Source organism: Lysobacter sp. K5869 (assembly GCF_018847975.1).
Taxonomy (GTDB): Bacteria; Pseudomonadota; Gammaproteobacteria; order Xanthomonadales; family Xanthomonadaceae; genus Lysobacter.
Genome location: NZ_CP072597.1, coordinates 4528791 through 4553905, shown reverse-complemented (window position 1 = coordinate 4553905; position 25115 = coordinate 4528791). Strand labels below are relative to the sequence as shown.

At 70.4% G+C, this 25115-nt stretch carries 20 protein-coding genes; 8 read left to right on the top strand and 12 right to left on the bottom strand.

The window, feature by feature from the left end; translation table 11 throughout:
- Positions 1–125 precede the first annotated feature (125 nt).
- Complete coding sequence (locus J5226_RS19015; protein ID WP_215836085.1) at positions 126–758, top strand: hypothetical protein; 633 nt, start codon at positions 126–128, stop codon at positions 756–758.
- A gap of 409 nt (positions 759–1167) precedes the next feature.
- On the opposite strand, the gene J5226_RS19010 is transcribed toward J5226_RS19015, so the two are convergent.
- Positions 1168–2418, bottom strand: a complete 1251-nt coding sequence (locus J5226_RS19010) for a TIGR03862 family flavoprotein (protein WP_215836083.1) — start codon at positions 2416–2418, stop codon at positions 1168–1170.
- Positions 2419–2618: 200 nt separating this feature from the next.
- On the opposite strand from J5226_RS19010, the gene J5226_RS19005 reads away from it, so the two are divergent.
- Positions 2619–4280 carry a serine hydrolase gene (locus tag J5226_RS19005; RefSeq protein ID WP_215836074.1) on the top strand — a complete coding sequence of 554 codons (1662 nt, stop codon included), beginning with the start codon at positions 2619–2621 and terminating at the stop codon, positions 4278–4280.
- A gap of 452 nt (positions 4281–4732) precedes the next feature.
- On the opposite strand, the gene J5226_RS19000 is transcribed toward J5226_RS19005, so the two are convergent.
- Together J5226_RS19000 and J5226_RS18995 are read right to left on the bottom strand one after the other, a co-directional pair.
- Positions 4733–5644: a LysR substrate-binding domain-containing protein gene (locus tag J5226_RS19000; RefSeq protein ID WP_215836072.1), complete on the bottom strand. Its 912-nt coding sequence runs from the start codon at positions 5642–5644 to the stop codon at positions 4733–4735.
- 37 nt (positions 5645–5681) lie between these two features.
- Complete coding sequence (locus tag J5226_RS18995; protein ID WP_215836070.1) at positions 5682–6368, bottom strand: hypothetical protein; 687 nt, start codon at positions 6366–6368, stop codon at positions 5682–5684.
- On the opposite strand from J5226_RS18995, the gene J5226_RS18990 reads away from it, so the two are divergent.
- Positions 6367–6552 (top strand): hypothetical protein, encoded by a 186-nt coding sequence (locus tag J5226_RS18990; RefSeq protein ID WP_215836068.1) that lies wholly within the window; start codon positions 6367–6369, stop codon positions 6550–6552. The two genes, J5226_RS18995 and J5226_RS18990, sit on opposite strands and share 2 nt — an antisense overlap.
- Positions 6549–7874 carry a sorbosone dehydrogenase family protein gene (locus J5226_RS18985; protein WP_215836066.1) on the top strand — a complete coding sequence of 442 codons (1326 nt, stop codon included), beginning with the start codon at positions 6549–6551 and terminating at the stop codon, positions 7872–7874. Before J5226_RS18990 ends, J5226_RS18985 begins: the two co-directional genes overlap by 4 nt.
- A 3-nt stretch (positions 7875–7877) precedes the next feature.
- Here the strand turns inward: J5226_RS18985 and J5226_RS18980 are convergent, their stop codons facing one another.
- The 3 genes from J5226_RS18980 to J5226_RS18970 form a co-directional block, all read right to left on the bottom strand.
- A complete protein-coding gene (locus J5226_RS18980; RefSeq protein ID WP_215836059.1) occupies positions 7878–8537 on the bottom strand; it encodes a hypothetical protein in 660 nt (219 codons plus the stop codon).
- Between the two features lie 170 nt (positions 8538–8707).
- A complete protein-coding gene (pbpC, locus tag J5226_RS18975) occupies positions 8708–11086 on the bottom strand; it encodes a penicillin-binding protein 1C (protein WP_215836054.1) in 2379 nt (792 codons plus the stop codon).
- A gap of 10 nt (positions 11087–11096) precedes the next feature.
- Positions 11097–17015, bottom strand: a complete 5919-nt coding sequence (locus tag J5226_RS18970) for an alpha-2-macroglobulin (protein WP_215836053.1) — start codon at positions 17013–17015, stop codon at positions 11097–11099.
- A gap of 325 nt (positions 17016–17340) precedes the next feature.
- On the opposite strand from J5226_RS18970, the gene J5226_RS18965 reads away from it, so the two are divergent.
- From J5226_RS18965 to J5226_RS18955, 3 genes are all read left to right on the top strand, one after another.
- On the top strand, positions 17341–17493 hold the full coding sequence (locus J5226_RS18965; RefSeq protein WP_215836052.1) for a hypothetical protein: 153 nt from the start codon (positions 17341–17343) through the stop codon (positions 17491–17493).
- 101 nt (positions 17494–17594) lie between these two features.
- Positions 17595–18071: a hypothetical protein gene (locus J5226_RS18960; RefSeq protein WP_215836051.1), complete on the top strand. Its 477-nt coding sequence runs from the start codon at positions 17595–17597 to the stop codon at positions 18069–18071.
- 314 nt (positions 18072–18385) lie between these two features.
- Positions 18386–19378: an LLM class flavin-dependent oxidoreductase gene (locus tag J5226_RS18955; RefSeq protein WP_215836050.1), complete on the top strand. Its 993-nt coding sequence runs from the start codon at positions 18386–18388 to the stop codon at positions 19376–19378.
- A gap of 169 nt (positions 19379–19547) precedes the next feature.
- On the opposite strand, the gene J5226_RS18950 is transcribed toward J5226_RS18955, so the two are convergent.
- The 4 genes from J5226_RS18950 to J5226_RS18935 form a co-directional block, all read right to left on the bottom strand.
- Complete coding sequence (locus J5226_RS18950) at positions 19548–19919, bottom strand: FKBP-type peptidyl-prolyl cis-trans isomerase (protein WP_215840498.1); 372 nt, start codon at positions 19917–19919, stop codon at positions 19548–19550.
- A 192-nt stretch (positions 19920–20111) separates the two neighbouring features.
- The gene (locus J5226_RS18945) at positions 20112–20663 is read right to left on the bottom strand and encodes an SRPBCC family protein (protein WP_215836049.1); all 552 of its coding nucleotides are present in this window, start codon (positions 20661–20663) and stop codon (positions 20112–20114) included.
- Positions 20664–20689: 26 nt separating this feature from the next.
- Positions 20690–21106 carry a metalloregulator ArsR/SmtB family transcription factor gene (locus J5226_RS18940; protein ID WP_215836048.1) on the bottom strand — a complete coding sequence of 139 codons (417 nt, stop codon included), beginning with the start codon at positions 21104–21106 and terminating at the stop codon, positions 20690–20692.
- 1019 nt (positions 21107–22125) lie between these two features.
- Positions 22126–22941: a helix-turn-helix domain-containing protein gene (locus J5226_RS18935; protein ID WP_215836047.1), complete on the bottom strand. Its 816-nt coding sequence runs from the start codon at positions 22939–22941 to the stop codon at positions 22126–22128.
- 121 nt (positions 22942–23062) lie between these two features.
- Here J5226_RS18935 and J5226_RS18930 point away from each other — a divergent pair, with 121 nt between their 5' ends.
- Positions 23063–23467 carry a hypothetical protein gene (locus J5226_RS18930; protein ID WP_215836046.1) on the top strand — a complete coding sequence of 135 codons (405 nt, stop codon included), beginning with the start codon at positions 23063–23065 and terminating at the stop codon, positions 23465–23467.
- Positions 23468–23712: 245 nt separating this feature from the next.
- Here the strand turns inward: J5226_RS18930 and greB are convergent, their stop codons facing one another.
- Both greB and J5226_RS18920 read right to left on the bottom strand, forming a co-directional pair.
- The gene (gene greB / locus J5226_RS18925) at positions 23713–24225 is read right to left on the bottom strand and encodes a transcription elongation factor GreB (protein ID WP_215836045.1); all 513 of its coding nucleotides are present in this window, start codon (positions 24223–24225) and stop codon (positions 23713–23715) included.
- 232 nt (positions 24226–24457) lie between these two features.
- Positions 24458–24964: a copper resistance protein NlpE gene (locus tag J5226_RS18920; RefSeq protein WP_215836044.1), complete on the bottom strand. Its 507-nt coding sequence runs from the start codon at positions 24962–24964 to the stop codon at positions 24458–24460.
- Positions 24965–25115 lie beyond the last annotated feature (151 nt).

The following is a 25115-nucleotide window of genomic DNA, read 5'->3' as shown; positions in this document are numbered from 1 at the left end:
AACCCGTCCAAATGCGGCCTGCGGTTAGGCTGCGCGTTCGCGATGGAGCGGCCCGCGCCGCGCCCTCGCGTAGGGACGCCGCCGCGGCCGTGGCCGCCGGCACTGATTCGTTACGAGGATGACCGATGAACCGACGCCTGTTCCCCGCCGTGTGCCTGCTCGCGAGCGCCGTCCTGGCGCTGACCGCATGCGGCCAACGCGCGCCGGTCAACACCGCCGCTCCGCAAGAAACCACCGCTGCGCCGCCGGCGCCGCCCAAGGCCGTGCCCGATCCGGACGCCGAGCCGGTCTCGCGCGCCTCGCCGCCGATGCTGACCCCGGTCGCGCTGGGCACCTTCGAGCCGGGCAACCCGGTCGCCCAGGCCACCACCGGCAAGCTCACCATCGACGATCTGGAGATGAAGGGCGAGAACGGCTCGCTGTACAAGACCGAGCGCGTGGCGATCGTGCGCGGCGGCGACCAGTACAGCGCCGGCCAGACCTATGGCGCGACCATGCAGGTCGAAGCCAGCCAGGCGATCGAACTGCGCCGGGTGATCGAGCAGACCCCGCCCAAGGAAACCCCGGCGAATTCGTTCTGCGGCACCAACCCGACCGGCTTCATCGCGCTGGCCAAGGTCAGCGAATCGACCGGCGATGTGATCAAGCTGATCGCGCTGCAGGGCAGCGACCTGCCGGCGGCGAGCGCGCAGGGCGTGGGCTTGTGCGCGTCGATGTTCTATATGGGCAAGGCGTTGCCGGAGAAGGCGACGTCGTAAGGCGCGGCCGCTGCGTCTTTGGGTGCGGCGGCGAATGCGCCTGGCTCGCGTGCGGTGAGGGCGCGGTCGCCATCGGGCGATAGCCAGACCTCCTCGACACCGTCATTCCGGCGAAAGCCAGGCCTCCTCGATACCGTCATTCCGGCGAAAGCCGGAATCCATTTTGCTGTTGCCTTTGCCGCTGTCGATGCGCGCAGAAAGAGGCGAAAGCAAGATCAAAATGGATTCCGGCTTTCGCCGGAATGACGGTGTTGGAGGATGGCGCGAGTCGGTTGATTCGTCTTTTGCTTCTCTTCTTCGCTGGGTCGAGAGGCTGAAGGGGCCACGGCAAAATGGGTTCCGGCTTTCGCCGGAATGACGATGTAAGGGCGCCCGAGGCCGGAATGCCGACGATGCGGCGGGCGGCCGCTCAATCGCCCGCGCTTTCCAACACCGCCCGCGCCGCCGCCTCACCGGCGATCAACCCGCTGGCGAAGCACGCGGTCAGCAGATAGCCGCCGGTCGGCGCCTCCCAATCCAGCATTTCGCCGGCGAAAAACACCGGCGGCGTCAGCGCGGCGGCGCGCAGGGTTTGGTCCAGCGCTTCCAGGCGCACGCCGCCCGCGCTGCTGATCGCCTCGGCGATCGAGCGCGCGCTGCGCAACCGCAGCGGCAAGCGCTTGATCGTGCGCGCGACCGTGGCCGCGTCGTTCAACCCGTCCTTGCCCAACACCTCGAACACCAGCGCGGCCTTGACCGCATCGAGCCCGGTCTGCCGGCGCAGATGCTCGCCGACGCTGCGGCCGCCGCGCGGGCGGGCGAAGTCGCGCTGCAGGCGCTCGAACTCGCGGCCCGGCGCCAGATCCAGTTCCAGCAACGCTTCGCCGTCGGCGTCGATGGCCTCGCGCAGCCGCGCCGACAGCGCGTAGATCAAGCTGCCTTCGATGCCGGTCGCGGTCGCCACGCATTCGCCTTGCAGCGAGCGCTCGGCGCCGTCTTCGCGCCAGTGCGCGACCACCGGCTTGAGCGGCGCGCCGGCGTGGCGCTGGGCGAAGTGTTCGCTCCAGCCGATGTCGAAGCCGCAGTTGGACGGGCGCAGCGGCGCGATGTCGAGCGCGCGTTCGCGCAGCCACTCGACCCAGGCGCCGTCGGAGCCGAGCTCCGGCCAACTGCCGCCGCCGAGCGCGAACACGCAGGCGCGCGCGCGCGTGCGGACTTCGCCTTCGGGCGTGGCGAAGCGCAGCGTGCCGTCGGCGTCGAGGCCGACGCAGCGGTGCTGGACGTGGAAACGCACGCCGTCCTCGCGCAGCCGCCGCACCCAGCCGCGCAGCAGCGGCGCGGCCTTGCGGTCCGTCGGGAACACGCGGCCGGAGGTGCCGACATAGGTGTCCACGCCGAAACCGCGCGCCCACTCGCGCAGCGCGTCGGCGTCGAAGCGGTCGAGCCAGCGCGCGATCGGCGCGGCGCGCTCGCCGTAGCGCGCGTCGAAACCCGGGCGCGGTTCGCCGTGGGTGAGGTTGAGCCCGCCCTTGCCGGCGATCAGGAACTTGCGCCCGACCGAACCCTTGGCCTCGAACAGATCCACTTCCACGCCGAGCGCGCGCGCGGTTTGCGCGGCCATCAGGCCGGCGGGGCCGCCGCCGACGATGGCGAGGGCGGGAAGGGTTTCGGGCAAGGACATGGCGGAGTGGGGCGTGGGCGCGAAGCGGGCGGAAGACGGCCGGGCGCGCATTATGCCCGCTGGCCCGTCGAGGCCGGGTGCGCCGCGGCTTGCGCGATCGGTCGGCGTCCGCGCGCCGCGCTGCGCGGGACTTCCGGCCTCTGGCGCCGGGTCGCCGCTTGCGCCACAGTCCTGGGCTCCCAGAATCGCCAGGAACTCAGATGCGAGCCACCGACTGGAAGGCGCAAGGCGCCGGACTGCTGATCTGCATGAGCGCCGCCGCCGGCGCCGCCGCGCAAGCGCCCGCCGCTGCGGACGCCGCCGCTGGCGCGCAGCCGCCGCTGCCGGAGCAGTTGCAGGACTTCGACGCCTACGTCGAGGCGGTGCGCAAGCAGTTCGAGGTGCCCGGCATCGCCGTGGCCATCGTCAAGGACGGCCGCATCGTGCTCGAACGCGGCTACGGCCTGCGCGAGATCGGCAAACCCGAGCCGGTCGACGCCCACACCTTGTTCGCCATCGCCTCCAATACCAAGGCCTTCACCGCCGCCTCGCTGTCGATGCTCGCCGACGAGGGCAAGCTCAATCTGGACGACCGCGTCGTCGACCACTTGCCGTGGTTCCGCATGGCCGACGCTTACGTCACCCAGGAGATGCGCGTGCGCGATCTGCTCGCCCACCGCAGCGGCCTCGGCCTGGGCGCGGGCGATTTGCTGTACTGGCCCGGCACCGACTACAGCAACGAAGAGGTCGCGCGCCGGCTCGCCCACGTGCCGCTCAGCGGCGGCTTCCGCGGCCAGTACGCCTACGACAACATCCTCTACGGCGTGGCCCAGTTGGTGGTCGAGCAAGCCAGCGGCCAGAGCTACCGCGACTTCCTCGCCCAGCGCATCTTCCAGCCGCTGGGCATGGACGAAACCCGCTACAACGCCGATGCGCTGCGCGCCGGCGACAAGGTCGCCAGCGGCCACGCCAAGGCCGATTTCAAGGACCTGCAAGTCGCGCCGCGCATGACCTGGTCGAACGTGGCCGGCGCGGGCGGGCTGTATTCGTCCGTGCACGACATGACCAAGTGGATGCGCGCGCAGCTCGACGGCGGCGTGTACGCGCGCGAAGGCGACAAGGAGCTGCGCTTGTTCAGCGCCAAGCGCCAGCGCGAGATGTGGTCGGTGCTGACGCCGATGCCGATCGCCGAACCCGCGGTACCGGAACTGGCGCCGGCCAAGCCGAATTTCGCCGGCTACGGCGAGGGTTGGCAGCTCACCGATTACCGCGGCCAGAAGCTGGTCTGGCACACCGGCGGCTGGCCCGGCATGGTCTCGCGCGTGACCTTGTTGCCCGAGCGCAAGCTCGGCGTGATCGTGCTGACCAACGCCGAACTCGGCGGCGCGTTCCAGGCGCTGACGATGCGCGCGCTCGACGCCTACCTGGACGCGCCCAAGACCGACTGGAACGCGGCCTACGCCGCGGCCCTGGCCAAGAACCGCGGCAAGGCCGACGACGACTGGGCCAAGCACGTGGCCGCGCGCGACGCCAAGTCCAAGCCCTCGCTGCCGCTGGCGGGCTACGCCGGCACTTATCGCGACCCGTGGTACGGCGATGTCGCGATCGAACAGACCGGCGCCAAGCTGCGCGTGCGCTTCGGCCGCACCAAGGACCTCACCGGCGAACTCAGCCACTGGCAGCACGACACCTTCATCGTGCGCTGGGACCAGCGCTGGCTCAACGCCGACGCCTTCCTCAACTTCGCCCTGACCCCGGACGGCAAGGTGCGCGAGCTGCGCATGGAGGCGATTTCGCCGTTGACCGATTTCAGTTTCGACTTCCAGGATCTGCGCCTGACGCCGGTCGCCAAGAGCGAGGCCGGCGCCGACAAGGCGCATTGATCCGGCGATCGGGTGGCGATGGGGTAGGGGGGGCGCATACCGGCGGCGTTACTAGCTAGGACTGGTCTCCAGTCCGCGCCGGCATTTTCTCCAGGTGACGGCGTTTTGCTCGTGGCGACGCGGTACCGTGACCGTCGAGCCACTTCCGGCCCCGTACCGCGGCGCTACGCGGTGCGGGGCCACCTTCCCGGGGCCGCGCTGCGTCGCTGCGCGGCGATATCGAAGCGGTTGGGGCGGGGCCGCGCCGTCGCGGCGGCTCCAGCGAGCGCACGGCATCGAGTTCGTTGTATCGAGCGCGCCTTGGCGGGCGGGTTCCGGCGAGTCCGTTCTGGCGGGCCCGCTCTATCGAGTTCGTTCTATCGAACTCGTTCTATCGAGCTTGTTCTGGCGAGCTCGTTCCATCGAGCCCGCGTCGTCGCACCCGCGCCCTGCGCTCGCCTCGCCGAACGCCTTCATTCCCAAGCCGCTTCGCCGCCTTGCGGCGCCAGCCGGGCGGCGAGGAAATCCAGAAAGCAGGCGATGCGCGAGGCCAGCTGGGTGTTGCGGTAGTAGACCGCGTTGATCGGCTGGCGCACGTCCAGGGTGCGGTCGGCGAACAGCTGCACCAAGTCGCCGCGATGGCGGTCCTGGCGGGTCATGAAGTCGGACAGGCAGACGATGCCTTCGCCCGCCAGCGCCAGCTGGCGCAGGGTTTCGCCGCTGGAGGCGTGCAGGTCGGCGGCGATGTCGAGTTCGTGGCCGTGCGCGTCGCGCAGCGGCCAGCGGTTGAGGGTCTGGGTCGGGGCGAAGCCGAGCAGGGTATGACCGGCGAGCTCGGCGACCTCGCGCGGGGTGCCGCGCGCGGCCAGATACGCGGGGCTGGCGAGCACGCGCAGGCGGCTGCCCGGCAGCGGACGCGCGTGCAGGGTCGAATCGGTGAGTTGGCCGATGCGGATCGCCACGTCGGTGCGCTGTTCGAGCAGATCGATGATCTGGTCGTTGGTGTTGAGCTCGAGTTCGATCTGCGGATAGGCGCGGCGGAAATCGCCGACCAAGGGCACGATCGCGTGCAGCATGAAGGGCGAGGCGGCGTTGACCCGCAGCCGTCCGGCCGGTTGCTGGCGGCGCAGCGCCAGCGATTCCTCGGCGTCCTCGACGCTGGCCAGGATCGCCCGCGCCCGCGCCAGCATCGCTTCGCCTTCCTCGGTGAGTTCGAGCCGGCGCGTGGTCCGGCGCAGCAGGGTGGTGTCGAGCTTCTCCTCCAGCCGGCTCAGCGCCCGGCTGACGCCGGAAACGGTCTGGTCGAGCGCCTCGGCCGCGGCGGTGATCGAGCCGCTGTCGACCACGCTGACGAAGGCGAGCAGTTCGTCGAGGGTGAGTTTCATGACGGGGCCATTCTAGGCGCGCGCGCCGCCGCCGCGCTCAGTCGCAGCCGTCGCGCTGGCCTGCGAACACCGGGACCGGCGCGCCGCTGGCGGGGGCGACGCCGCTCACGGTCACGCTCAGCCGTTCTTCGCCGGCGGTCACGCGCAGACGGATCGGCGGTCCGGCTTCGGCGCGGTAGTCGATCTCGGCCGAACGGCCGACGGCGCCGCCGACTGCGGTGATCTTGCGCGCGCTGCGCACGAACGCGACCCGGTCGCTGCCGCCGAGCATCAGCCGGGTCCAGCCGGCCTGATCGAGCAGGGGCGTCGGGTGGATCGCTCCGGGCGGCGTTTGCATGGGGATCGGGTCCGGCGCGGCCACGGCCGGGACGGCGGCCGCATCGGGATCGCGCACCGAGGCTCGGGCGAGCAGCGCGCGGCGGCCGTCGCGCGCGAGCCACAGTTGCAGGCGCTGGTCGGGATCGTCGCCGACCCGTGCGATCTCGCCGCGCAGCCAGCCTGGACGCTCGGGATCGGGCAGCAGGCGCAGCAGCGCGGTGCCGCGGCCGTCGGCTTGCCCGGCAACGTGGCGGATCCAGCAGCCGCGGGCGAGATCGACCGCGTCGGCATCGACGGTGGCGCGCGCGGCCGGCATCGCCGCGGTGACGCCGCTGGCGGCGCAAGCGAACGCGGCGGCGAACAGGCACGGCACGGCGATCGAAGCTAAGGCGAACGGGCGCGGCATGAAAACCTCGGCGGATAAGGGAAAGGCGCAGGATGCGAACGCGCGGAATCTTGCCGCGGGGTTGCGCCGGAATTGCGACCTCGTCGTTACGCGCGCGGCAACGCCGATCCGCGACGGCCTTCTCGCCAGTTTAATCGCCGCGCCCGCATGCTCGTCGGCCCGCATCGACGAGGCAGGAACATGACGGCTGCGCCGCACCGAAGCGGTATCTGGATCGCGGCGGCGCTGGCCTTGGCCTGCGCCGGCTGCGGCGAACGCGCCGCGCTGCAAGTCGCCGACGGCACCGGCCCCGCGCCGCGCTTGCCGGCACCGAACAAGACCTGGATTCCGACCGTCGACGTCGCGCCCGCGGTCGGTTGGGCCGCCGGCGCCAAACCGACGCCCGCGCCGGGTTTGACCGTGAACGCTTTCGCCCAAGGGTTGGATCATCCGCGCTGGCTGTACGTGCTGCCCAACGGCGATGTCTTGGTCGCCGAGAGCAACGCGCCGCGCAGCGAGCACAAGCCGTCAGGGATCAAGGCCTGGTTCGCCGCGCGCTTCATGAAGAAAGCCGGCGCCGCGGTGCCCAGCGCCGACCGCATCAGCCTGTTGCGCGATGCCGACGGCGACGGCGTCGCCGAAACCCGCCGCGTGTTCCTGCAAGGCCTGCATTCGCCGTTCGGCATGGCCTTGATCGGCGACCGCTTGTACGTCGCCAACGCCGATGCGGTGTGGCGTTTCCCTTATCGCGAAGGCGAGACCGCGATCGTCGGGGCGGGCGAGAAGGTGACCGACTTGCCCGCGGGCATCAATCATCACTGGACCAAGAATCTCATCGCCGACGCCGCCGGCCGTACGCTGTACGTCACCGTCGGCTCCAACAGCAACGTCGGCGAGAACGGCCTCGCCGCGGAAGAAGGCCGCGCGGCGATCTGGGCGCTGGACCCGGCGACCGGCGACAAGCGCCTGTTCGCCACCGGCTTGCGCAATCCGGACGGCTTGGCCTGGGAGCCGCAGACCGGCCGCTTATGGACCGCGGTCAACGAGCGCGACGAGATCGGCAGCGACTTGGTGCCCGACTACATCACCTCGGTCGAGGACGGCGCGTTCTACGGCTGGCCTTACAGCTACTACGGCCAGCACGTCGACGAGCGCGTGCAGCCGCAGCGCCCGGATCTGGTGGCCAAGGCGAAAGCGCCGGACTACGCGCTGGGGCCGCATACGGCCTCGCTCGGCATCGCCTTCGCCCAAGGCGCGAAGCTGCCGGCGGCGTATGCGCAAGGCTTGTTCGTCGGCCAGCACGGCTCGTGGAACCGCAAGCCCAAGAGCGGCTACAAAGTGATCTTCGTGCCCTTCGCCGGCGGCAAGCCGGCCGGCGCGCCGCGCGATGTGCTGACCGGTTTCCTCGACGCGCGCGAGCAGGCGCAAGGCCGGCCGGTGGACGTGCGCATCGATGCGCGCGGCGCGCTGCTGGTCAGCGACGATGTCGGCAACGCGGTGTGGCGGGTCGCGGCCGCCGGCGGCTGAGGCTCAATCGCAACCGTCGCGGCGGCCGTCGAACAACACCGCGTCGCGTCCTGGGCCGATGCCGGGCAGGGTGAGGGTCAAGCGGTCTTCCGAAGCCTGCACGCGCAGCTTGCGCGTGCCGGTGGCCGGCGCGCCGGCGACATAGTCGGCGTTGAGCGCGTCCGCGGGCCAATCGCCCGTCGCCGGCGTCGCGGCGGGCAGGCGCGCGAACTCGACTCGCGGTTGCGGGAACAGCACCAGCGATTGCGACGAACCCGGCGTGCGTCCGGGCGGATAGCGCTTGGCCAGCGGGCGGATTTGCGGCGCGGGTTCGGCGGCCGCCGGCGCCTTCATCGGATCGGCGAGCGGCTGACTGGCGAGCACGGCGCGGCGGCCGTCGCGCGAGAGCCACACGTGCAGGCGGCGGTCCGGGTCGTCGCTCGGCAGGCGCGTGAGCTGGCCGTTGAGCCAATCGGGGTGCTCGGGCGACGGCAGCAGGCGCAGCAGCGCGGTGGCGTGGCCGTCGGGTTCTTCGCGGCGGATCCAGCAGCCGCGGGCGTGGTCGAAACCGGCGGTGTAGTCGGCGGCCGGCGTGGCCTGCGGCGGCTGCGGCGCGGCGGCCGACGCGGCGGCGCTCGCAGCGAGCGCGGCGGCGGCGAGGCAGGCGGTGAGCGTGCGGGACATGGCGGGCTCTCGCGGGGGATGCCGCCACCCTAAGCCGTCGCGCGTCGGATGAGGTGAACGCCGGCCGCGACTCGGCCGACGCGTTGTCGATTCAAGCCCGAGCCAGGGACATGACTCGGGCCGCGCGCGGCGCCGCTGCCGTCGCGCGCGCGACCGATGATCGCGCGCCGCTACTGCACCACCGCCACCTCGATCTCGCGCTCGTCGCTGCGCCCGTGATCGTCGACCACCGACAAGCGGAACTGGCCGGTGCGGTCCGGCGCCCAGGCCAGCGCCTTGCCCGCTTCGGCGCTGCCGATGAAGGTGTTGCCGACGAACCAGTACAGCCGCGACACGTCGGCGTCCACGGTCGCGGCGAGGCTCAGCGACAGTTGCTCCGGGTGCGACAGGCGCATCGTGTAGCGGGTCGCGCGGTAGGGCGAGGTGATGCTCGGCGCGCTGCCGAGCCAGTCCTGCGCGCCGCCGCAATCGTGCCCGGCCGGCGGGCGCCGGCGCGGGATGCCGGCCTGGACGAACACTTGCGCCAGATCCGACGGCCAGAATTCGTAGACCTCCTGGCGCATCGTCGCCGGATCGAAGCGGCCGCATACCGGCTTGCCGGTCGCTTGGTCGACGATCACCGCGCGGTGCACGGTGCTGATCCGGATCGGCGATTTGCCGGGGATGAACCAGGTCGTGCCGCGCTGCGGGCACCACGCGTTGGGCAGGTCGCCGCTGGCGCGGCAGACTTCCACGCGCTTGAGGTTGAGCGGCCATTGCCGCACCGGTTCGGACAGGTCCGCGCGCGCGGCCTGCAAGCCGTCGACGATGTCGAAGAACAGCGGCGCGGCGGCTTCCACGCCGATCAGCGCGGGATTGCTGGAGCCGTCGAAGTTGCCCAGCCACACCACCAGCACATACGGGCCGACGAGGCCGGCGCTCCAGGCGTCGCGGAACGCCCAGGAGGTGCCGGTCTTCCACGCCACCGGCAGCGGCCGCGAGGAGGATTGCGAACCCGCGTCCGGGCGCGGGTTCTGCCGCAGCATGTCGCGGGTGACGAACGCGGCTTCGGCGCTGATCAGGCGCGCGCCGTCCTCGAGCGGATCGCTGTCGCGCCAGCGCAGCGCGCGCAGACGGCCGTCGTTGCCGAGCATCGCGTACATGCGCGCGAGTTCTTCCATCGTTACCTCGCCGCCGCCGAGCACCAGGGCGAGGCCGTAGTGGTCGCGGCTGGCCATGCGGCTCACCCCGGCCTGGCGCAGGAAATCGTAGAAGCTCGGCTGCTTGAGCTGCGAGGCGACGTAGACCGCGGGAATGTTGCGGCTGCGCACCAGCGCGTCGGTGGCGGTGACCGGGCCCATGAAGCGGCCGTCGAAGTTCTCCGGCGTGTACGGGCCGAACGCGCTGGGCACGTCGCGCAGCACGGTCTGCGGGTGCAGCACGCCCTGGTCGAGCGCCAAGGCGTAGATGAAGGGCTTGAGCGTGGAGCCGGGCGAGCGCTTGGCGGCCGCGCCGTTGACCTGGCCCTGGATCGACGCGTCGAAGTAATCGGCCGAGCCGACCAGCGCGCGCACGCCCATGTCGCGGGTGTCGATCAGCATCGCGCTGGCGTTGCGCAGGCCGCGCTCGCGGCCGCGTTGCAGGTAGTTGCGCACGCGTTCTTCGAGCAGGCGCTGCAGGCGCAGGTCGAGGGTGGTGGTGAGTTCGGGGCCGGATTGCGGATGCCACGCGCGCTCCGACAGCACTCGGTCGACCAGATGCGGCGCGCGGTACGGCAGCTCGCGCGCGCTGTGCAGGCGCAGCGGCAGGCGCAGCAGTGCGTCCTGCGCGTCGTCGTCCGGGTGGCGCTCGCGCCAGCGCGCGTACAGGCGCGCGCGGGCCGCTTCCAGGCCGCTGCCGATGTAGTACGCGTCGTCCTCGCGCGCGGCCAGCCGGCCGCGCCGCGACGGCGCCTGCGGCAGCACCGCCAGCGCCAGCGATTCGGGCAAGGTCAGATCGCTCGCGGGCTTGCGGTAATAGATCAGGCTGGCCGCGCCGACGCCTTCGATGTTGCCGCCGTAGGGCGCGAGGTTGAGATAAGCCTCCAGGATCTCGCGCTTGGAATAGCACAGCTCCAGCTGCGCCGCGCGCGCGATCTGCACCAGCTTGCCGCGGATGTCGCGGGTTTGCAGGCGCCAGCGCAGCCGCGCCAGCTGCATGGTCAGGGTCGAACCGCCCACGCGCGCTTCGCCGCTGCCGTAGGTCGACCACGCGCCGCGCACCAGACTGATCGGGTTGAAGCCGGGATGCCAGTAGAACCAGGCGTCCTCTTGCAGCATCACCGACTCGACCAGACGCGGCGAGATCTTTTCCAGCGGCACCCACAGGCGGTAACGCTGATCGCTGGCGAGGGCCAGCCGCAACAGCCGGCCCTCGCGATCGCGCACCACGGTCGACAACGGCACCGCCTCGGCGAGGCCCGGGCGGGGGTAATAACGCACCGCGGCCAGCGCCGCGGCGAGGGCGGCGAGCGCGATCAGCGCCCACCGCCAGCGCCGCAACCCGCGGCGCAGGGACGACAACAGCGTCATGTCGGCGGGCTCAGGGCGTCGGCGCGGTCACCTGCAGCGTCCCGGCCGGGCCGCCCTGCGCATACACCGAGCGCTCGTACATCGACTCGGCATAGGCCGGCGGCACCACGAAGCTGCCGCTGTTGTTGGCGCGCACCTTGTAGCGGAACTCGCTGAGCTCGCCGCCGACGCTGCCGTACAGGATCACCCGGTCTTCGCGCTGCTCCACGTGCTGCGGCTGGAAGCTCGAACCCGGCAGCGCCAGGGTCTGCGCCGGCGCGGCGTTCGGATCGGGACCGTCGCGCGAGGGCTGGCCTTCGCCGTCGCTCTCGCCGTCGCCTTCGCCGCATTCGTCGCCGCACTCGTTCTCCGATTCGCTGCTGTCGCTGGCGGGCGGCGCGGCGTACTGCATCACCGTCTCGAACCCGCCGGGCAGCAGATCGACCACCGCGATGTTGTCGCGCATCGACGCGCCGAGCGCGCGCAGCCGCAGCCGCACCGTCACTTCCTGGCCCTGCTTGATCGACGTCACCGGCTTGCCGGCGTCGTCGAGGTAGTCGCGCACGACTTCCAGGCCCTTGTCCTGCACCGCCTTCGGCAGCGCGCGGTCGAAGCCGCTCTGGTTGACCAGATACCACGCCGGCGCGTCGCCGCCCGGCGCCACCCACAGGCGCAGATCGCCGCCGGCGAAATCGCCGCGGCTGATCACGCCCGCGGCCGCGCCGACCCGGCGCGCCTTGCCGTCCTTGCCGGCCGCTTCCAGCACCGGCAGCGGCTGCTGCGGCTGGGCCGAGGCGTACGAGTCCAGCGCCAGCACGGTCAATGCCGAGGACAGGGTGTTGTAGCTGTTGTGGCGCAGCGGATCGAGCAGGCGGTCGAGCGCGGTGCGCTTGAGCTGTTCGCGGCTGACCGCGCCGAAGTGGCGGTTGAGCAGGTACACGATCCAGGCCTGATCGATGCCGCCGTCGTAGTAGAACGCGTACGGCGAGGCGACCGTGTTCGCGGCGCCGTTGGCCCGGCGCAACGCCACCGTGGCCAGCGCGCGCGCCGGCTTGTCCTGCTGCAGCAGCTGATAGCTCGAAGCGATCAGCAGGCCGGCGACGTCGTTCTCCCAGGTCTTGGGCTGATCGCGCTTGATCTGCTCGTGCACCGCGCTGAGCAGATTGCTCGCGGTGCGGCCCTGGCGGACCAGCAGATACACGGCGAGCGCGCGGTTGCGCAGCGCCGGCAGATCGTTGCCGGAGCGGTCGGACGCGCGCTGCTCCAGATAGCCGTTGAGCGACTTGAGCAGATCGTCGGGCACGGCCAGGCCGCGCTCGCGCGCTTCGATCAGGTACAGCGCGGCGTAGCCGGTGACGAAGTCGTCGGCCTCGGGCGTGGCGGTCCACAGGCCGATGCCGCCTTCGCTGTTCTGGCGCGCGCGCAGCAGGTCGATCACGTTCTGGCGCGGATCGCCCTTGCCGGCGGCGACCACCTTGCCCAGTTCCGGATGCGCGCCCAGCACCAGCGCCGGGAACGCGCCGCTGAGCACTTGCTCGCTGCACTGGTACGGGTAATCGGCCAGATACGCGCTGAGCCCGTCCACCGCCACCAGCGGCGACACCGAGGCCGACACGCGGCGGGTGGCGTACTGGTCGAACATCGAACGCAGCGGCTGGATCGCCGTGCGTTTGTCGGCGCGGCCGGCGATCAGGTCCTGACGGGCGACGATGGCCGGACGCAGCGACAGTTCGATCCGGCGCTTGGCGTTGTAGGTGCCCGACACCGCCTGGATGCCGACCGGCAGCGCGCCCAGCGCGTTGCCGGCGCGCACGCGGAAGCGCACCGTGGTTTCGCTGCGCGGGGCGATCGACACCGGCGCCGGCGCGGCGCCGACCAGGCTCAGGCCCGCCGGCAGTTGCAGGTTCACCGTCACCTTCGCCGCCTGCTTGGCGCCTTCGATGGTGTTGGCCACGCCGACCGGCAGGTCGAACTCGTCGCCCGGCGCCACGTGGGTGGGCAGGGTGGGGGTGAGCACGAAGTCGCCGCGGACGATCGCTTCGTCCTGGACGATGCCCACGCGCTGCGGCGTCACCGCCACCGCGACCACGCGCACCTTGCCGTTGAAGTGATCGGGCAGCACGAACGGGAAGTCGCGATGGCCGTCGACATCGACGATGCCCGACCACCACACCGCCGGCTTCTCCGACTTGCGCTTGAACGGATTGAGGTGCTTGGCCATGCCGCCTTCGCCGTCGCCGCCGGGCGCGGCCGCGGCGGCGAGACGGCTGAACTCCGGCAGCAGCAGATCGAGGATCTGCGCGGTGTCCACCTGCAGCATCTTCTTGCGGAAGAAGTGATCCAGCGGCTCGCCGACGCGATAGCGCGCGACCTGCAGGATGCCTTCGTCGACCGCGAACAGCACCACGCGCGCCTTGCCCTCGGTGGTGATCGAGGCGTTCAGCGTCTGCCCCGGCTTGGTCACCTTCGGCAGGCTCACGCTCAGCGGCTGGGTACGCGCGCCGCGGTCGACCGCGAACGGCGCCACGCCGAACGACAACGGGCTCATGTAGATCTCGTCAGAGTTCGGATCGCGCAGGAACTGCACGTTGACGTAGCCGCTGCCCTCGAAATCCGCCGGCAGCACGATCTTCTGCACGCTGGCGGTGCTGTCGGCGCGGAACCACGCGTGGGCGTAGACCTTGTCGCGTTCGATGGTGATCAGGCCGGCGCCGGGGTAGGGCGCGCGGATGCTGACTTCGATGGTCTCGCCCGGCTTGTAGCTGGGCTTGGACAAGGTCAGGCCGAGTTCGGCGTTGCGCTCCAGCGAGCGCGACAGGTTGGCCGCGCCGGCGACGCGGTAGCCGATCTGGTTGAGCACCTTGCCGTCGGCCGCGCGCACTTCGATCACGAAGTCGCCGGGCTGATCGGTCTGCAGGCCGACGCTCTGGCGGCCGCCGGCCAGGGCCAGCGGCTGCTCGCGCAGGTCGTAGCGGCGTTCGTGCGAGACGTAGCGGTACAGGCCCGAATCCTGCTTGGTGAGCACCGAGACGTAGCGCTTCTCCACCACCACCGCGCGCAGGCCCGCGACCTGCTTGGGCGCGCCGTCCTGGCCGATGCTGACCAGTTGCAGCGAACGCTTGGCGCCGCGCTGGACGTAATCGAGCGCGTCCACCGCCTTGATGCCGACCAGGAAGTCGTTGTTCGACACCAGCGCGCTGGTCTGCGCGGCGACGTTGCGGCCGCTGCCGGGTTCGAACGCGCGCGCCAGGAAGCTGAGCTGATAGGTCGCGCGTTCGTACTTGGTCAGGTCGAGCTTGAAGGTGGCCTGGCCCTGGGCGTCGGTGGTCTGATCGCTGAGCGACTCGTCGTAGCCTTCCTTGGCCCGCTGCGGATCGAAGAACTGATAACCCGGGTATTGGGCGAAGCTGGGGAAATACGGCCGCAGCACCATCGTGCCCTCGACCTTGCGCTGCTGCGCCGGGGTGCCGAACAGGTTCTCGGCGCTGACCACGGCGGCGAGCTGATCCGGCTTGATCCAGCCCTTGGGGTTATCGGCCGACAGCTTGACCGCGACCTTCATCGTATCGGGCGCGAACTCGCGCACCTGCACCGAAGTCGAGCCGATGCTGGTGCGTTCGTTGTCGCGGCCGAGCAGGAACAGCTGGATCTGCCAGGTACCGCTGGGCGCGCTCTCGCTCGGCGCGAAGCTGGCGCTTTCGAAGCCTTGTTCGCTGAGCTTGAGCTTCTGCCGCTGGGCGACGTTGCCGCGCGGGTCGGTGAACTCCCATTCCAGCGGCAGGCCGGCGAGCGGGCGCTTCCAGTCGGCGGCGCGCACGATCATGCCGATGTTGATGGTGTCGCCCGGCCGGTACAGGCCGCGGTCGGAGAACAAGAAGGCGTTGAGCGCGCCGGATTCGATGTCGTTGGGCTCGCCGCCGATGTCGAAGCGCGAGTAGTCGAGCTTGCGCCGGTAGTCGTCGATCGGCAGGAACGAGTAGTCCTCGCCCTGGCTGACGGTCAGCATGGTCGGTTGCTTCTCGCGCTTGAAGCCCTTGAGCGAGGGCAACTGGGCGCGGCCGCTGGCGTCGGTGTCGGCTTCCACCAGGGTCTCGCCGTTGCGCGCCACCGCGCGCACCCGCGCGCCGGCGACCGGCGCGCCGTTGGACAGCGACTGCACGAACACGTCGCGGCGGCCGTCCAGGCCTTGCTTGACCGCGATGCCGAGGTCGGTGAGCACGACCAGGCGGCTGTCCTCTTCGTTGCCGGCGTCGTCGGCGATGGTTTCCTCGCTAGGACGCTTGGCGTCGTCCTCGCTCATCGTGCGCAGGCTCAGCAGGAACACGCCGCGGCGGTTGGGCTTGAGGTAGGCGCCCAGGTCCACGCCTTCGTAATGGGCCTTGGACGGGTCCTCGGCCGGCAGGGTCAGGCGGCGCTCCTCGCGCTCGACCAGGCTGTCGGCGGCGAGGTTGTACATCTGCGGCTTGGCGTAGCTGCCTTCGTTGTTGAACACCAGATGCTGGATCTGCTCGGGCAGCACCCGCGCGATCTCCAGCCGCGCCAGCGGCACGTTGCGCGAGACCACGCTGACCCGGCGCTCGCCGCGCAGCGACAGCAGCGCGCCTTCGCCGACGAAGCGCAGCAGCTTCGGGTATTCGGGGACGGTCAGCACCGCGGTGTGGTCGCGGCCGAGCAGGAAGCCGCCGAACGCCTTCAGGCCCTTGTTGACCCGCACATAGACGTAGCGGCCCGGCGGCGCCTGGAACTTGAAGCTGTGCACCGGGGTGTATTCGCGCTCGGCCGGGATCGGGCTCAGCGGCAGCGCGGTGGCGGCCTTGAGCACGGCTTCGTCGACGCTGCCGGCGGACCACGACGCGTTGCCGCTTTGCTCCTTGGCCGGGCGGCGCGGGTCCTTGGTCGGCAGCAGCCAGGCGCGCGCGGCGCCGGCCACGTCGGTGTCGCGCATCGCGTTGTTGAAGCTCAGCACCAGCGCCTGTTCGGGCTCGAAGCGCTCGTTCTCGACCAGGGTGGCGGTGACCTCGTCCACGCTGACGCTATAAAGCGAAGGCAACTTGACCTGCGAAGACAGTTTCTCCGCGCTGCCTTCGCCGCCGAGCGCGCTGACCACGCCGGCGGCGACCTCCAGGCTCAGGGTGCCGCCGTTCTCCGGCAGCTTCAGCGGTTCGGAATGGACCCAGGCCTTGAGCCGGTTGTCGTCGTAGGTGAGGGTGTACTTGGGCGCGGCCTGGGCGGTGCCGCCGCCGTCGACCAGCGACAGCGCGATCCGGCGCTGCAGCTGCGCCTCGTCGACCGGGTGCGAGAACTTCAGTTCGAACACGCCCTTCTTGAGCGCGGGGTCTTGCGGGTCTTGGTAGAACTCGCTGTTGGACAGCTCGGCCTTGAACGGCGCGGTCTCGAACTCGAATTCGTGTTCCTGCAGCACGACCTTGGGCGCGACGCTGGTGTCGGGATCGATCTCGACCTTGTACTTGGTCTTCACCGGCCAGTCGGTGGCGGGCACGAACACCAGCGTTTTGTCGTCTTCCCAGGTCCACGCGCCCTTGAGTTCGGGCGTCAAGGTGACGCCGACCGGCGCGGCGCCGACCTGCTTGAGCGGCGCGGCCGAGTCGGAGAAGGTCAGGCTCAGCCGGTGCACGCTCGGCGGCTTGCGGTCGTAATCGGTGAGCTCGGGCGCGTGCAGCTCGACGCTGAGCGCGCCGGGGATCACCGGTTTGGGCCGGGTGATCAGCCAGTGCGCGAGCCACGCGGCGAGCAACACGCCGAGCAGGCTGCCGAGATAAAGGCCGGGGCGTTGGCGGATGCGCGCGAGCAGCGCGCCGAACCAGGGCGGCGGCGTCCACGCCATCTGGCCGAAGACGGCCTGGGTGGCGCGGGTCCAGGCGTTGGCGCGGCCGGTCGCGCCGGCCTCCGCGGTGGGAGCCGGTTGCGACGGCGAGGGCGTGGTTTGCATTGCGATGTTCCGATCCGTGGTGCGGTGGCCAGTGCCGGGCCGGGCGCGTTCCTTGGCCCGGCCGGTCCCCGATTTGGTGTGCGCGGTGGTGCGGTGTTGCCTGTGCGTCGCGGCGTCGCCGGGGCAGCGGTGACGCTGCGGGGCGGTGTCGGACGCAGTAGACCCAAATGTTAGGAAATTGTTCCTGCCGTTCGTCGGCTTGTCGAGATTTTTTTATCGACGGCGGCGAGCGCGCGGCGTCGCGCCGCGTCGGCGCAGGAAAGATGGCAGGGGCGGGCGCGGTCCACGGCAGGTAAGCTCGGCGGCGTTTCGTAGCGGAGCGTGCATGGACATCGTTGCCTTGTTGGTGGTCGTCGCGGCCTTGTGGCTGGCGTTCAAGCTGGTCGGTTTCGTGTTGCGCGCGGCGATGTGGGCCTTGGTCCTGGGCGGCTTGTACTGGCTGATCGCGCCGTTGGCGGGTTGGCCGATGCCGTTCTAGCGTTCGCGCTGCGCGGTTCCGGTCCGGCCGGCGTTCGCCCGGCCGGCTTCGTTGGTTCGATCAGGCTTCGCCCACCCCGTTCCCGACAGGAGTTCGCCGCCATGCCCGATTCGCAGTCCCCGCCCGCCGTTCCCGCCCACTGGGTCGCCGACACCCAGGACATCGGCCGCCTGGTGCGGGCGGTGTACGAATGCATTTCCGGCCCGGCCGGCGCGCCGCGCGACTGGGCGCGGTTCCGTTATCTGATGCACCCGCGCTCGCTGAGCCTGCGCACCGTGGTCGAGGCCGACGGGTCGACCCGCTCGATGGTGTTCGACACCGACCAGTACATCGCCGACGTCGAGCCGCTGTTCGCCCAGCACGATTTCTTCGAAGTGGAGACGGATCAGCGGATCGAGCGCTTCGGCCAGATCGCGCACGTGTGGAGCAAGTACGACGCGCGGCCGGCGCCGGACTCGCCGGTGTTGATCAAGCGCGGCGCCAACAGCATCCAGGTCTGCCACGAGCAGGGGCGGTGGTGGGTGTTCTGCACGGTGTGGGACAACGAGCGCGAAGGGCTGAAGTTCGAGTTGTTCTGAGGGCGGCGCGGTATCCGCGTCGACGCTCGCCGGCCCGAGCGCGGGGCGTTCGCGGCCGCGCGAGCCGGTGGCGCGCAAGCGCGGCCCCTCACCCAACCCCTTTCCCGCAAGCGGGAGAGGGGCTCGAGCGCCGCGGCCGCAAGCCGTTCCTTCTCCCGCTTGCGGGAGAAGGGGCGGATGAGGGCCGGATGAGGGCGCGCCAACCAAGCGCATCCGGCAACACATAAGCGCCGATTCCTCCCCAATCCCGCGCTGGATTCGCCCGCCGCCGGCCCCAGATCGACAGCATCCTTTCCGCCACGTCGATCCCGCGCATGCTGCCGTACTCCGTCCTCGACCTCGCCCCCGTCACCCAGGGCAGCGACACCCGCCAGGCCTTCGCCAACAGCCTGGATCTCGCCCGCCACGCCGAAGCGCTCGGCTACACCCGTTACTGGCTGGCCGAACACCACAACATGCCCGGCATCGCCAGCGCCGCGACCGCGGTGCTGATCGGCCATCTCGCCGGCGGCACCTCGACCCTCCGCGTCGGCGCCGGCGGCATCATGCTGCCCAACCACGCGCCGCTGCAGGTGGCCGAGCAGTTCGGCACCCTGGCTTCGCTGTATCCCGGCCGCATCGACCTGGGCCTGGGCCGCGCGCCCGGCACCGACCACGCCACCGCGCGCGCGCTGCGCCGCTACTACGACGGCGCCGACAGCTTCCCGCAGGACGTGGCCGAACTGCTGCATTACTTCGAGCCGGCGCAGCCGCAGCAAGCGGTGCGCGCGGTGCCCGGCGCCGGATTGGACGTGCCGGTGTGGCTGTTGGGTTCGAGCTTGTTCAGCGCGCGGCTGTCGGCGCAGCTGGGCTTGCCGTTCGCGTTCGCCTCGCACTTCGCGCCCGATGCGATGGACGAGGCGCTGACGCTCTATCGCCGCGATTTCCAGCCCTCCGCGCGCCTGCGGGCGCCGCACGCGATGCTGGCCTTGAACGTGGTGGCCGCGCCGAGCGGCGCCGAAGCCAAGCGCTTGTTCACCACCCAGCAGCAGGCCTTCGTCAATCTGCGCCGCGGCCGGCCGGGGCTGATCCCGCCGCCGATCGACGACATCGAAGCGTTCTGGACGCCGCTGGAAAAAGCCGGTGTCGCCCAGGCGCTGGCTTGCGCGGTGGTCGGCGATCCGGGCGAAGTCGCCGACGGCATCGCTGCGTTCGTGGCCCGGCATCGGCCGGACGAATTGATGGTGACCGCGAACATCTTCGACCACGCCGCGCGGCTGCGCTCGTTCGAGCTGGCGGCGCGGGCGTTGCAGTCGCTGGGCGCTTGAACGCGAACGCCCGGCGCGACCGCGCCGGGCGTGTTGAAGCATCGGGCGGACGCGGGCGCGGCGTCGCCCGCGCCGAATCGGCGGGCTGAGCTGGCATACGCCAGTGGCTGCTCGCGGCGGCTTGCGAATCGGGCTTGCGAGATCAGGCTCGCGGCATCCGCCGCGCCGTTCAGCGCGCCTCGACCCCGATCAGCTCCACTTCGAACACCAGCGACGCGTCCGGCGGAATCGCGCCGCCGCCGGCGCCGTCGCGGCCGTAGGCCAGGTCGGAAGGAATCATCAGCACCCGCTTGCCGCCCACGCGCATGCCGGCCACGCCATCGTCCCAGCCGCGGATCACCCGGCCGGCGCCGAGCAGGAAGCTGAAAGGCCGGCCGTTGCGGTCGTAGGAGCTGTCGAACTTGCTGCCGCGCTTGTTGGCCGCGGTTTCGTCGTAGAACCAGCCGGTGTACTGCACGATCACTTCCTGGCCCGACTGCGCGACCGCGCCGGTGCCGACCCGCTCGTCGATGGTCTGGAACTGGGCGATGCGGCCGTGCATGACCTTCGGCGCGGCCGCCGCCTTTTCCTGTTCGGCCGGGCGTTGGCAGCCGGCCAGCGTCAGCGCGGCGCCGGCGAGCAGCAAGGCCAGCGCCGGCGCGCGCAGAGCGGTGGAAACGATGGAACGCGACGCTGCTGCCACGGACGACCTCGGAACGCTGTGCGATGGGACGCACAGCTTAGCCTGCGCCGCTCAGGCTTGCGGGATGAGCCGCTCGTACTCGGCTTCCAGGCGGCCGTGGGTGCGCCAGAAGCCTTCGGATTCGCGCTGCGACAGCACGTCGATCAGCAAGCCCAGATGCGCGTGCCAGCCGCCGGAGACGCTGACCAGCCCGTTGCGGTTGGACAGGTGGCGATGCTCGACGATCAGCCGCACCTGCTCGCCTTGTTCGCTCAGCTCGAAGCTCACCACCGACTTGCTGCCGGAGTCTTCGTTCCAGGTGTAGCTCAGCCGATGCGGCGGTTCGATCGCGGTGATGCGGCCGCGCATGGTGTTGACGCAGTCGCTGGCGTACTTGGCCGGCGGCGGAATGTCGTTGCGGGTGAGGCGGTTGTTGTCGAAATTGAGTTCGACCGCGCCGCCGACGCGCAGATCCATCTCGCCTGCGGCCAGCCAGCGCCCGCGCTTGTCGGATTCGGTGAGATAGGCCCAGACGCGTTCGATCGGGCCGGGCAACAGGCGCTCGATGCGCACGGAGTCGGGAGCGGTGAGGACGCCGAAGGCGTCGTTGACGGGCAGATTCATGGCGGTCTCCAGGGAGGGGAGTGGGTTCAACTGCGCGGCTTGCGCCGCGGGGGGCGGGGGGAGGCGGGTTTCTTTTTCGCCGGCTTGGCGGGTGGTTCGGCCTCGCGCTTGGCGTCGTCCTCGGCGCGCAGCAGCGCTTCGAGGTCGTCGAGGCGGTGGTTCCAGAAGCGTTCGTAATGGCGCAGCCACTCGAAGCCGCCGTGCAGCGGTTCGGCGTCGAGCCGGCAGACGTGGATGCGCCCGCGCACCTCGCGCCGCACCAGACCGGCGCGTTCGAGCGCCTTGATGTGTTTGGAGGCGGCGGCCAGGGTCATGTCGTGCGGGCTGGCGAGCTCGCCGACGTTGCGTTCGCCGCCGGCGAGTTGGCGCAGCATCGCGCGGCGGGTGGGGTCGGCGAGGGCTTGGAAGACGGCGTCTAGCCGTTGGGAGGAATAGTCAACCATGGGGTTGAATATCCGCTTGCGGGTGGGGACTGTCAACCAGTTGGTAAAATATTTGCCGAGTGGCCGACGGACGGTCGGTGGGGTGGGGTTGTCGTGGTTGTCGCTTCGGCTATGCCGTTGCCGTTGCCGTTGCCGTTGCTATTCGCTTGGACGTATCTGCGCCGGAGGCCCACGCCCCAAAGCCCCGGAGGGCGCGCGCATGGATGCGCGCGTGCGCCGTAGGGGCATGGATGCCCCTTACGGCGCAGCCCCGCGCCCGGTGCTGGACCTAGTGGCTCTTGATTCGAAAACAGGGAAAGCGCCTTTCTTTGGTTACTTTCTTTGGCAAGACAAAGAAAGTAACTCGGCCGCTTGCGGACGAAAGCTTTAAGCGTTTGATCTTCGCTTGTCGTCGTGCGTCTCTTGCCAGAGAAAGCGTAAGCAACATCAAAATGGATTCCGGCTTTCGCCGGAATGACGGAGTGCGAGCTGCGTTTCTCGCACGTGGCGGAACACCCCACCCACCGTCATTCCGGCGAAAGCCGGAACCCATTTTGACTTTGCCGTTAGTTTTGCCTTCAACGCAGCAACGAGTGACGACAAGCTCCAATCCAAAGCGTTCCGTCCGCAAGCGGCCGGGTCACTTTCTTTGTCTTGCCAAAGAAAGTAACCAAAGAAAGGCGCTTTCCTTGTTTTCGAATCAAGAGCCACTAGGGCTCACAGCGACGCGGGGCCGCGCCATAAGGGTCATCCTGACCCATGGCGCGCGTGCGCATCCATGCGCACGCCCTCCGGGGCTGCGGGGCGTGGGCTTTGCTCGGAGATACGTCAAAGCGAACAGCGAACAGCGGCGTTTGTTGTGTCGTGCAGGTTGGCGGCGTTCGTCGTTATCGCAGCGTCGCGGTCGCAGCTCGCGCAGCTCCTACAGTCGGAAACGAAACCGGCCGGAGACCTTGTAGGAGCTGCGCGAGCTGCGACTGCGAAACGCGGTTACGACGCAAGCTTCAACGCGTCTTCGCGACCAGCCAATAACCCGCCCCTTACCCAGCCCCAGCCGACGGCGCCAAACTCGCCCCGAACTCGCGCATCGCCCGCGCCGTCGCCGCGTCCGCCGGAAAAAACGATTCGATCGCCAATTCCGCCAAGGTCACATCCATCGGCGTGCCGAACACGGTCGTGGTGCTGATGAAGGACAAGTCGCCGAACGCGGTGCGCATCCGGCACGGCACCGCGACGTGCGCGGCGCCGGTGAGTTCGTTCGGGTCGAAGTCGTCAGGGGCGGGATAGGCCTCCAGTTCGGCGTAGAGCGCTTCCAGCACCGGATCGCGGCTGGTTTCGATCTGATGGCGCAGGCGGTGCAGGATGTGCGCGCGCCATTCGCCCAGGTTGAGGATGTTCGGCGCCATGCCCTCGGGGTGCAGCGCCGCGCGCAGCACGTTGGACGGGCGCGCGAGCAGGTGGTCGGCCACGCCCGCCAGCATCGGCGCGAGCGCGCGGTTGTGTTGGATCAGGTTCCAGTGCCGGTCCACGGCCAGCGCGGGATGCGGTTCGTGCGCGTACAGCACCAGTTCGACCGCGGCATAGGCTTCGCGCATCGCGGGATGGTCGAGCGGGCGTTCGGCGTAGATCGGCGCCAGTCCGGCCGCGGTCATCAGCGCGTTGCGTTCGCGCAGCGGCACGTCGAGACGGTCGGCGAGGCGCAGCAGCATGGCCCGGCTCGGCAGCGAGCGGCCGGTTTCGATGAAGCTGACGTGGCGGGTGGAGATCTCGGCCATCTCGGCCAGATCGAACTGGGTCAGACGGCGGCGCTGGCGCCATTGGCGCAACAGTTCGCCCACGGGAGCGGAATCGTTCATGCGGCCACCTTAGCCCAGCCGCGCCGGCGCGGGCATTACCTGCGAGGTAATCGACCCGCCGCGCGCGCCGCGTTGTGATGGCGCCATCCAAAACGAACGCAGACACGACAGGAGAACGCACATGGCCATCGCCGCCGACCGCAACCCCACCCACTTCCTGCGCCGCGTGGTCCAGGCCGACCTCGCGGTGTCCGGCGCCGCCGGCGCGCTGCAACTGCTCGCGGCCGGACCGCTGGAGCGCTTGACCGCCATCGACGCCGGCCTGCTGCGCGGCTCAGGGCTGGTGCTGATGGGCTGGATCGCGTTCCTCGGCTGGGCGCTGAGCCGCCCCGCGATCACCGCGCCGCTGGCGCGCACGATGATCGGCGTCAACATCGCCTGGGTCGCCGCCTCGGTGCTGGTGTGGCTGGAAGGCGCGATCGCGCCGAACGCGCTCGGCGTGGCCTATCTGCTGGCGCAGGCGGCGGTGGTGGCGGTGTTCGCCGAACTGCAGTTCTTCGGCCTGCGCCGGCAGCAGCGCGGTTGAGGCGGCGGTGAGCCGCATCGAAACGGATCCGGCGGCGCGCGTTTGCGCGCCGCCGGTCGCGGCGGCCCAGCGCGTTCCGCGCGATCTGCCGCCGCGTTGCGCGTGGTGTCCCGATGTGATCGGTTGCCGCGTGCCGGCGCCGGCTTGGGCCGCGACCCCTGCGCGCACGGCCCGTTGCGACGTGCGCGCGGGCCGCAGGATCGTGGCGATTTAGCGGCCGGCCCGAACCGGCGAGGCGCGCCGGCTCACGCCTTCGGCGGCGCGTAAGACACTTCGACGATGGCGAACCGCGCCGGCCCCGCCGGCAGCACCGCCTCGAACTCGTCGTCGACGCGGCGCTTGAGCATGGCCCGCGCCAGCGGCGAATCGATGCTGATGTGGCCGAGCTTGGCGTCGGTCTCGTCCGGCCCGACGATGCGGTAGCGCGCGAGTTCGCCGCTGGCCACGTCCTCGACTTCGACCCAGGCGCCGAAGAACACCGAGTGCGGATCGCTGGGCGTGGATTCGATCACCCGCAGCAGCGGCAAGCGCTTGCTGAGGTAGCGCACGCGCCGGTCGATCTCGCCCAACTGCTTCTTGCGGTAGGTGTACTCGGCGTTTTCCGAGCGGTCGCCTTCGGCGGCGGCCGCGGCCAAGGCCTTGACCACCTCCGGGCGGCGCACCCGCCACAGCTCGTCGAGCTCGTGCTTCAGGCGCGCGTGGCCCTCGCGCGTGATCAGCGCGGTGCTGTGTTCGGCGGGCGGGCGCCAACGGCCCATGGCGACGATCCTCGCGGCGGCAGGGCCGACGTTATCGCAGAGCGCGCGGCGGGGTTCAAGCCCGGCGGCCGCGTTCGCGGCGTAACGGATCGCCGCGAGTAAACGGTCGCCCCTGTAGGAGCGGTGCGAGCCGCGACCGCGGCAACACAATCGCATCGAAGCTGGCGTCGTCGTTGCGTTGTCGCGGTCGCGGCTCGCGCCGCTCCTACAGGGGGATACGAACCGGCGCGGGTTAGTGGGCCGCGGCGGCGCGCTTGAGGCTGTAGTTGAGCTGCGAGTCGATCGCCTTGCCTTCCTGGTCGAGCTGGCGGATCTCGTCCTTGGACACGATCTCGAACAGGCGGTCGTCGTCGCTCTTGCTGTTCGGGTCCAGGCGCACGCGCTTGCCGTTCTCTTCCGCGGTCCAAGTGCCGTCGCCCTTGAACGTGCCGTCCTTCTTGCCCTGGTAGCTCTCGTCCAGGCCGTAGCTGCCGTCGGCCTTGAGTTCGAGCTTGGTGTCGATGCCGCTGCAGTCGGCGCAGGGCAGGGTGCCGCTGAAGGTGCCGGCGAAGGCGGCGGCGTCGAACGCGGCGGGCGCGGCTTCGGCGGCGGGGGCCGGCGCGGGCTCGGCGGGCGCCGGCGCGGCCGGTTCGGCGGCCTTGGGCGCATCGGCCGGAGCCGGCGCCGGTTCGGCGGGCTTGTTGCAAGCGCTCAGCGCGAGCGCGGCGAGGCAGGCGAGGGCGAGCAGTTTGCGATTCACGGGCGACTCCTGTGCGGTGGCTGTGTTCGATGGTGCAGGCGGGTTGCGCGGCGAGCAGTGAGCGTAGAGGAGAGGGGCGCGAGCGAAAGCGCGCCCTTGCTCAGTTCGCGGCGCTGCGCGCCCGATTTTCGGTTTCAAGCGGGGATTCGCG